This window comes from Mesorhizobium sp. M7A.F.Ca.CA.001.08.2.1 (assembly GCF_003998455.1).
In the GTDB taxonomy this organism is placed as follows: domain Bacteria; phylum Pseudomonadota; class Alphaproteobacteria; order Rhizobiales; family Rhizobiaceae; genus Mesorhizobium; species Mesorhizobium ciceri.
Genome location: NZ_RZPW01000270.1, coordinates 1 through 7,485 on the forward strand (window position 1 = coordinate 1; position 7,485 = coordinate 7,485).

10 protein-coding genes are annotated in these 7,485 nt (G+C 62.3%); 4 read left to right on the forward strand and 6 right to left on the reverse strand.

Annotation, left to right across the window (positions count from 1 at the left end):
* The coding region (locus EN914_RS17300; RefSeq protein WP_127389171.1) for an ABC transporter ATP-binding protein at positions 1–1,099 on the reverse strand (1,099 nt) is incomplete at its 3' end.
* A gap of 88 nt (positions 1,100–1,187) precedes the next feature.
* On the reverse strand, positions 1,188–2,192 hold the full coding sequence (locus EN914_RS17305; RefSeq protein WP_013530296.1) for a BMP family protein: 1,005 nt from the start codon (positions 2,190–2,192) through the stop codon (positions 1,188–1,190).
* Positions 2,193–2,445: 253 nt separating this feature from the next.
* Between EN914_RS17305 and EN914_RS17310 the strand changes: the two genes are divergently transcribed.
* Positions 2,446–3,030, forward strand: coding sequence for an amino acid synthesis family protein (locus EN914_RS17310; RefSeq protein ID WP_024502288.1), 585 nt, complete (start codon positions 2,446–2,448; stop codon positions 3,028–3,030).
* Complete coding sequence (locus EN914_RS17315; RefSeq protein WP_024502289.1) at positions 3,027–3,611, forward strand: amino acid synthesis family protein; 585 nt, start codon at positions 3,027–3,029, stop codon at positions 3,609–3,611. The genes EN914_RS17310 and EN914_RS17315 overlap by 4 nt, the downstream gene beginning before the upstream one ends.
* A gap of 213 nt (positions 3,612–3,824) precedes the next feature.
* On the opposite strand, the gene EN914_RS17320 is transcribed toward EN914_RS17315, so the two are convergent.
* Positions 3,825–4,115, reverse strand: a complete 291-nt coding sequence (locus tag EN914_RS17320; RefSeq protein WP_013530299.1) for a DUF1330 domain-containing protein — start codon at positions 4,113–4,115, stop codon at positions 3,825–3,827.
* A gap of 62 nt (positions 4,116–4,177) precedes the next feature.
* Between EN914_RS17320 and EN914_RS17325 the strand changes: the two genes are divergently transcribed.
* Entirely contained in the window at positions 4,178–4,636 is a 459-nt protein-coding gene (locus EN914_RS17325; RefSeq protein ID WP_127389172.1) for a MarR family winged helix-turn-helix transcriptional regulator, read from the forward strand.
* A gap of 41 nt (positions 4,637–4,677) precedes the next feature.
* Here the strand turns inward: EN914_RS17325 and EN914_RS17330 are convergent, their stop codons facing one another.
* From EN914_RS17330 to EN914_RS17340, 3 genes are read right to left on the reverse strand one after another with little or no spacing between them, the layout of a single operon-like run.
* On the reverse strand, positions 4,678–5,871 hold the full coding sequence (locus EN914_RS17330) for an amidohydrolase family protein (RefSeq protein ID WP_024502290.1): 1,194 nt from the start codon (positions 5,869–5,871) through the stop codon (positions 4,678–4,680).
* 44 nt (positions 5,872–5,915) lie between these two features.
* Positions 5,916–6,467: a MarR family winged helix-turn-helix transcriptional regulator gene (locus tag EN914_RS17335; RefSeq protein WP_024502291.1), complete on the reverse strand. Its 552-nt coding sequence runs from the start codon at positions 6,465–6,467 to the stop codon at positions 5,916–5,918.
* Between the two features lie 48 nt (positions 6,468–6,515).
* Positions 6,516–7,160, reverse strand: coding sequence for a cysteine hydrolase family protein (locus EN914_RS17340; RefSeq protein ID WP_024502292.1), 645 nt, complete (start codon positions 7,158–7,160; stop codon positions 6,516–6,518).
* Between the two features lie 232 nt (positions 7,161–7,392).
* Between EN914_RS17340 and EN914_RS17345 the strand changes: the two genes are divergently transcribed.
* The coding region (locus EN914_RS17345) for an NAD-dependent epimerase/dehydratase family protein (RefSeq protein ID WP_127389173.1) at positions 7,393–7,485 on the forward strand (93 nt) is incomplete at its 3' end.

Consider the following 7,485-nt stretch of genomic DNA (forward strand, 5'->3'; position numbering starts at 1 on the left):
CTATCGAAGCGTTGCGATCGACCCCGCGTACCATGCGGTCGCCTGGAACATGGGCGAGGCCTGCCTGGCGGATCGCGGCGGGCGAGAGAGCGGTGAGATTCTGGCCCTTCAGCCAAGCCCCGCCATGGCTTGCCGGCCGCAGGCCCGAAAGCACTTCCGCCAGCTCCGTCTGTCCATTGCCGGCCACACCCGCGATCCCCACCACCTCGCCGGAGCGGACCGTGAAACTGGCATCGCGAAGGGCCGGCAGCAGGCGATCGTCGCGCGCCCACAGATCCTTGACTTGGAGCACTACGTCCCCGTGCAGCGAAGCGCGCGGCCGGCGGTCGAAGCTGACTTCGCGGCCGACCATCATGTGCACCAACTGGTCCTTGCTGAGCTCGGCCGTCGGCCGGGTCGCCACCTTCCTGCCGTTGCGCAGCACCGTCACCGTGTCGGACACTTCCATCACTTCTTCCAGGTGATGCGAAATGAAGATCACCGTCATGCCCTCGGCCACGAAGCTGCGCAGCGTCTGGAACAGTTCGCGGCTTTCCTGCGGCGTCAGCACCGCGGTCGGTTCGTCGAGAATGATGGTGCGCGCGCCGCGCACCAGGACCTTCAGGATTTCGATGCGTTGCTCTATGCCGACCGAGAGCAGCCCGACGCGCTCGGTCGGATCGACCTGCAGGCCGAAGCGCTTCGACAGGTCGCGCGTTCGCGCCACCTGCGCAGCGTGGTCGATAAGTCCATGGCGACGGATTTCCATGCCGAGAAAGACGTTGTCGGCAACCGAGAGCGAGGGAACCAGCTTGAAATGCTGGTGAACCATGCCGAGGCCGGCCTTTATCGCCACGGACGGGTCGGCGATCACGATCTCTTCACCGTTCAGCCGGATCGAGCCTTCGTCCGGCTGCAAGAGGCCGAGCAGGATGTTCATCAGCGTCGTCTTGCCGGCACCGTTCTCGCCGATGATGGCGTGGATCTCGCCGCGGCGGACCGCAAGATCGATGCCGTCATTGGCGACGAATGCGCCAAAACGCTTGGTGATGCCAGTCAACTCGACGGCCATCGCGGCATTGCTGTGGAGGGTCGGCGACCCCGGCGTGTTCGACAACATGGCTCTCGCAGATTGGACACTGATCCGCCGCGGCAAGCCGCGGCGGATCAGTCTAGCGCTTTCTTGGGAGGGAGGCGCTGGTGTTGGCTTATTTCGCCTTGGCGATCACGATCTTGCCGTCGACGATGCCCTTTTTGATCTCGTCGAGCTTGGCGGTCATCTCTGCCGGGATCTTGGCGGCGATGTCATCGCAGACCTTGACCTCGACACCGCCCGAGGCGAGGTCGAAAGTGCGGGTGCCGGCGGTGATCTTGCGGCCCTCGACCTCGTCCTTGATCAACGTATAGACGGCGATGTCGCCGCGCTTCAGCATGCTGGCGAGCACATTTCCGGGGGCCGAGCCGCACATGTCGATGTCGACGCCGATCGAATATTTGTCGACCGCGGCACTTGCCTGCATCACGCCTTCACCCGTCGGGCCGGCGACGTTGTAGACAATGTCGGAGCCTTGGCCGTAAAGCGCCTGGGCAAGTTCGCTTCCCTTGGCCGGGTCGTCGAAGGTTCCGGCGAAGACGGAGTTCACCTTGACGTCGGGCGCGGCATATTTGGCGCCTTGCTCGTAGCCGCCCAGGAAGTTGCGGATCACCGGGATATCGCGGCCGCCGACAAAGCCGATGGCCTTGCCGTCGCCGATCTTGTCGAAGGCGGTGCCCTTGGCTTCGATCATGCCGGCAAGCGCGCCGGCGACGAAGGATCCCTGCTCCTCGGCGAAATTGGCGTAGATCATCTTGGGGTTGTCGAGGACGCCATCGATGAACACGAAGCGCTGGTCAGGATATTCGGCGCTGACCTTTTGCAGCGAGTCCACCAGCTCCCAGCCCATCACGAAGATCAGGTCGTACTGTTTGCCCTTGGCAAGATTCTCGAACTGCTGCTGGTAGTCGAGCGCGCGATTGCCGGTGTCGACCAGCTTGAGATCGATGCCGAAATCGGTCTTGGCCTTGTTGAGGCCGTTGACGATCGAAACGCCAAAACCCTGTGCAAAGTATCCCGAGATGGCGGCCACGGAAACCTTGGCCTGTGCGGCGGCCGGTCCGAACGAAATGGCAAGCATCGTGCCGGCCAGGAATAAACTCTTGAGCGCCCTTTTCATGTCATTCCCCTTCAGCTTTTTTCAGCTTTTGAAGCCACGCTTTGACCATCCCCCACACATCGCCGGGACAACGGCGAGTTCGTTGATGGTCATATGAGTTTAGGAGCGGCTTAACAGGCTGTCAATCGTCATCCGATGCAGTTTTCTTGGCCCTTCGCCCGCTTGCTCGACGTCTGTGCTTGACAAATGTCGATAGGCATAATTGTTGATACTCTAACGAGTTTTATGAACGACGGGATGAAGGAAGAGAACAATGCCGGCTGTGGTGGTCAGGAAATTTCTGGTTCAGATCGAAGAGATATTCCATGAGGGCGGACCCCACGCGGCACGCCCGCTCAAGCGAGGCGCGATCGTCGCGGTCATCGCCAACCCTTTTGCCGGACGCTATGTCGAAGAGATCACCGGCTTCATGGAAGACCTGAAGCCGCTCGGTCTCGATATGGCTCGGCGCCTGATCGACGTCATTGGTGAGGGCGGCCAGGCCATCGAAGGTTATGGCAAGGGTGCCATAGTCGGCGCCGCCGGCGAGCTTGAACATGGCGCGCTCTGGCACAATCCGGGCGGCTACGCGATGCGCGAACTGCTCGGCAATGCCAAGGCGATCGTGCCTTCGACCAAGAAAGTCGGCGGCCCCGGAACGCGCATCGACATCCCGATCACGCACATAAACGCCTCCTATGTGCGCAGCCATTTCGATGCGATCGAGATCGGCATTGCCGATGCACCGCGCAGCGACGAAATGGCGGTCATCCTGGTGATGACCACCGGCGCACGCGTCCATGCACGGGTCGGCGGCCTTGCCGCCGCCGACATCAAGGGCGAGGACGGATTGCGATGAGCCCGGAAATCCGCCGTTTCATCACCATCGTCGAGGAAACCCGGATCGAAGGCGGGCGGCCTGTCGATCCGCCGACGCGGCGTGCCGCAGCCATTGCGGTCATCCGCAACCCCTATGCGGGTACCTACGTTGAGGATCTGTCGGCACTCAGCGCCATCGGCGAAGCGTTGGGAGATATCTTGCCCAGGCGCGCCGTCGCTGCTCTGGGCATTGCCGGCGACCGGGTCGAGAGCTTCGGCAAGGCGGCCGCCGTCGGCGCCGATGGCGAGCTCGAACATGCCGCCGCCATCCTTCATCCAAAGCTCGGCGCCCCGTTCCGCGATGTGCTCGGCAAGGGCGCCGCGCTCATTCCTTCATCGAAGAAGCGCGGCGGCCTCGGCGTGCCGCTCGATATTCCGCTCGGTCACAAGGATGCGGCGCGGGTGCGCAGCCATTTCGACGGTATGGAAGTTCGTATTCCCGACGCACCGCGTGCCGACGAGATTGTCGTCGCTATCGCCGTCACCGATTCCGGCAGGCCGCACCCGCGCGTCGGCGGACTGACCAAAGACAAGGTCGTCGGCAAGGACGGCGTCAGCTAGGATAACCGACATTCAGGCGATGCCGGCCTGCAAACGTTGATTTCCTGCGCTTCCCGTGCTCGCGTACCCGAAAGTACGCTGCGCTCCGGTTCTGAGAAATAAAGATATTTGCGACACACAAAAAAGTCGAAGAAATAGAACCGGAGTTCAGTTTCCAGCCGTCGGATGAGTTCTGTTTGGCGTCCGAAATGATGCAACTCGACGAGGGCGTTCTTAGCCGGTTTCGACTATGAACATCCGTGCCTCTTGGGCTTCCCGACGCTCGGCCTTGATCGGCGCGTATCTCTCGGAATTGTAGAACGCCAGCGCTTGAGCGAGGGTTGCAAATTCAAATACGCCGGCCATCGGGAGCGGCGCGTCCTCGCCCTCAAGAACCTGCGCAACAGGGCCGAAATGTAAGATGCGCCCGCCGGCCTCTTGCAGAGCCGCTTGAAAGCGCGGAGCGACAGCCGCCTGTTTGGCGGCGTCGATGATGCGCAGATTGATATGCACGTACGCTGGCATGGAATTCTCCTAATAATGCATATACACTATTATCCGAGGATGAAATTGTCTAGAGGGCGGACGTGAGCGGTTTTGATCCGGAAACGTTGAAAGGCGTGGCGGCGGAGTGTCCGGGCTTTCAGGCTCGTGCGACGGCGCGTGCGGTCACGCGCTATTACAACGCCTGCTTCAAACCGCTCGGGCTGACGGCCGAGCAGTTCAGCCTCCTCGTGGGCATCGGAGCGGTTGAGGGAACGACACTCGTCGATCTTGCGAACAGCGCGGGAGGCGACCCGACGACCCTGAGCCGAAATCTTCAGAACTTGGAAGGGCATCTTGTGGTTCATTCAAAGGGCGGACGCGGCCGCTTGGGAAAGCAGATTGGCCTAACGATATCTGGGCGCAAGCTTGTCGTCGATGCGCTCCCGTTGTGGAACTTGGCTAAAGCGGAACTGTCCAATCGCTTGGGCAAAGAAAAACTGCGTTCCGCTAGCAAGCTGATGGCCGAGCTGGCCGAGGCAGCAAAAACTTCGCGCATATAACGGCTCGTCGCGACCTGAACCTCAACATACCCTGAACCTCGTCAACTGGGGACGATTTCCGGCACCCGTATCGCCGGCGGGGTGTTGCGGCTGCGGCCTGTCCGCACCTCGCCGTCGATCACGACCATGCCAATGCCTGGAAGATTGCCGAGCGCCACGCTGTCGAGCAGCCCGTCGCCGGCACCGCCGATCGCTTGATCCATGAAGATCAGGTCGGCGGCGCGCCCGACCTCGATGATGCCGCGATCATCCAGTCCGCGCACGCGCACCGTGTTGCCGCTGGCAAAACAGAACGCCACTTCCGGCGCGATACCACCAAGCGAAGCCAGCATGGTCAGGGTCCGCAGGATACCGAGCGGCTGCACGCCGGATCCGGCCGGGCTGTCCGTGCCCAGGATGACGCGCGAAAGTTCGCCGCGCTGCCTTGCCAGGTCGAGCACGAACAGTCCGGTGCGCAGATTGCCGTTGTGGACGATCTCAAGCGCCCTCGAGCCCTTCTCGCAGATCTGCCGTATTTCCGCCTCGGGCAGGGCGGTTGGCCCGCCATTGACGTGGGCGACGATGTCGGCGTCGACCTCCAGCACGACATCCGCGCCGATGCGGCCGGAGCCGGGCAGCGACGGGCCGCCTGTGTGGGTCATCGAGGTCATGCCGTATTTGCGCGCCCAGGCGATCATCTTCCGGCCGGTCGGCCCATCCTTGACGCCGCCAAGCCCGACTTCGCCGACAAGCGTCACGCCGGCCTCGGCGAGACTGCGGAAGTCTTCCTCGGTAAGGCCGGGTTCCAGGATCGGTGCCCCGGCCAGGATCTTCATGCCGTTCGGACGGAAGTTGGAGAAGGTGCGTTGGGCAGCGATCGCCAGCGCCTTCAGCCCGACAAGATCGCGCGGTCGGCCCGGTGTGTGGACCTCGCCAGCCGAAATGATCGTGGTGACGCCGCCATGCACGGTCGAGTCCATCCAGCCGATCTGGTTCTGCCGGGGCGTCCAGTCGCCGGCCACCGGATGGGCGTGGTTGTCGATAAGACCCGGCGCGACCGCGCAGCCCATCGCATCGATGATCGTCGCCGCGCTGCCGCCATCAATGTCGCCTGCCTTGCCAATGCCTGATATGCGTCCATCGCTCACGACGATGGTATCGGCGTCGATGATCGGTTGTGCGAGATCGCCACTCAGCATGAGACCGATATTGCGGACGACGAGCGTGTTGGCAGACGACTGGAGGTCGGACGACATCGGTTCTCACTTTTGCTGTTATGGAAAAAAGGACTGGACGAGGCTTATTTGCCGCCGTCGCCATTCGTTGGGTCGTCGTCATTGATGCGCTGGAGCAGGCGAAGCAGCGTCGCCTGCTCAGCCGGGGAGAGCGGCGACAGGAACCGCCGCCCGACCTCGACGCTGCGTTCGAGCCGCTCCAGCGTATAGTCGGTTCCTTTGCTGGTCAGCGCGATCATCGTCAGGCGTTGGTCGGTTTCGGAGGCGCTGCGCGTGATCAGCCCGTGTTTGAGCAGTTTGCGCATGACGATGCTGATGGTCGACGGGTCCATCGCCGTCAGCCGGCCGAGATGGTTCTGCGAGACTTCGCCATGCTTGAGGATCGTGGCGAGCGCCGCGAATTGCGTTGGCGAAAGGTCTTCGCCGGCCATGACCTGCTGGAAGCGCAGTGTCGCGCGCTGATGCGCCCGGCGGATGACGTGCGCCGGGTGACGGTCCAGTTCATAGCCGGTCTCGGCGTATTGCTGCAGCACTTGCTCGCGGCTCGGGGGTGCATCGCCGCTCGGCGTTTTCGAGGTCGCGCCTTTTTCGGATTGCGGTTTCTTTTCAGTCGTCACACCGGACTCCTATCGCCGCTGTCTCGGATGTCGCCGGTTTGGAAAAGCTCAAGCCGCGACCTCCGCTGGTTGAAGCGACGTCCCGTCGCGGAGGGCTGCGACGACATCAGCCGAATCGCTGACCACGCCGAAATGGGTCGCTATGTCGTAGAGCGAGCTTTCCTGCTCGCGGGGTCCCGTTGCTGCGCAGCAATCGCTTGGCACCACCACCTCATAGCCCTGGAAAAAGGCGTCATGGACGGTCGAGCGCACGCAGATGTTGGTGACCACGCCGAAAATGACCAACTGGTCGACCTGCATGTCTTTCAGCGTCAGGTCGAGGTCGGTTTGAAAGAAGGCCGAGTAGCGCCGCTTGATGACATGGATCTCATCATCGCGGGCGCCGAGATCCTCGATGATCTCCGGCCCCCAGCTTCCATCCAGGCAATGCGGTGTGCGCTTCAGCCATTCGCGCTCGCGTCGCATGCCCGGCCGGTGGCTGTCATGGACCCAGATCACCGGCACGCCGGCGGCGCGCGCGGCCTCGATCACGGCCAGTTGCGGCGCGACCAGCGTCTCGTACCCAGGCAGGACCATGGCCCCGCCGGGCTTGCAGAACTCATTGACCATATCGATGACGATAATGGCCGCACGGCGTGGATCGAGGCGCACCGCATCATCGTGCCGATGTGAGGAAAAACTGTCCACGGACATGGCGAGCTCCTTTGACCGATCGTTGATGCTCATACAAAAAACCCTAGTGGATGCCAAGTCAATCCCGTTCGACGCAAAGCGTGCTGGTCGGCCTTGCGCACCGCGCTCCGACAAGCGTATGCGCTATTTGCCCATCGCGAAATGGCCTTGACAACGCTTGTCAGGCATGTGCTCGATTTGTATGACCATCAATGATATTCAAGCCGCTGAATTGCGGAGCCGAGGCCGAGATATGAAAACCATCGTCACCGGAGCCAGCGGCCTGCTTGGCCGCCATGTGGCCGAGGCTCTGGTTGCGGCCGGCCACGATGTGCTTGGTGTCGAT

What these genes read in the sequence shown, in the direction of transcription:
- EN914_RS17305 (WP_013530296.1), bottom strand. Translation starts at nt 2,192, where the DNA reads ATGAAAAGGGCGCTCAAGAGTTTATTCCTGGCCGGCACGATGCTTGCC.
- EN914_RS17310 (WP_024502288.1), top strand. Translation starts at nt 2,446, where the DNA reads ATGCCGGCTGTGGTGGTCAGGAAATTTCTGGTTCAGATCGAAGAGATA.
- EN914_RS17315 (WP_024502289.1), top strand. Translation starts at nt 3,027, where the DNA reads ATGAGCCCGGAAATCCGCCGTTTCATCACCATCGTCGAGGAAACCCGG.
- EN914_RS17320 (WP_013530299.1), bottom strand. Translation starts at nt 4,115, where the DNA reads ATGCCAGCGTACGTGCATATCAATCTGCGCATCATCGACGCCGCCAAA.
- EN914_RS17330 (WP_024502290.1), bottom strand. Translation starts at nt 5,871, where the DNA reads ATGTCGTCCGACCTCCAGTCGTCTGCCAACACGCTCGTCGTCCGCAAT.
- EN914_RS17340 (WP_024502292.1), bottom strand. Translation starts at nt 7,160, where the DNA reads ATGTCCGTGGACAGTTTTTCCTCACATCGGCACGATGATGCGGTGCGC.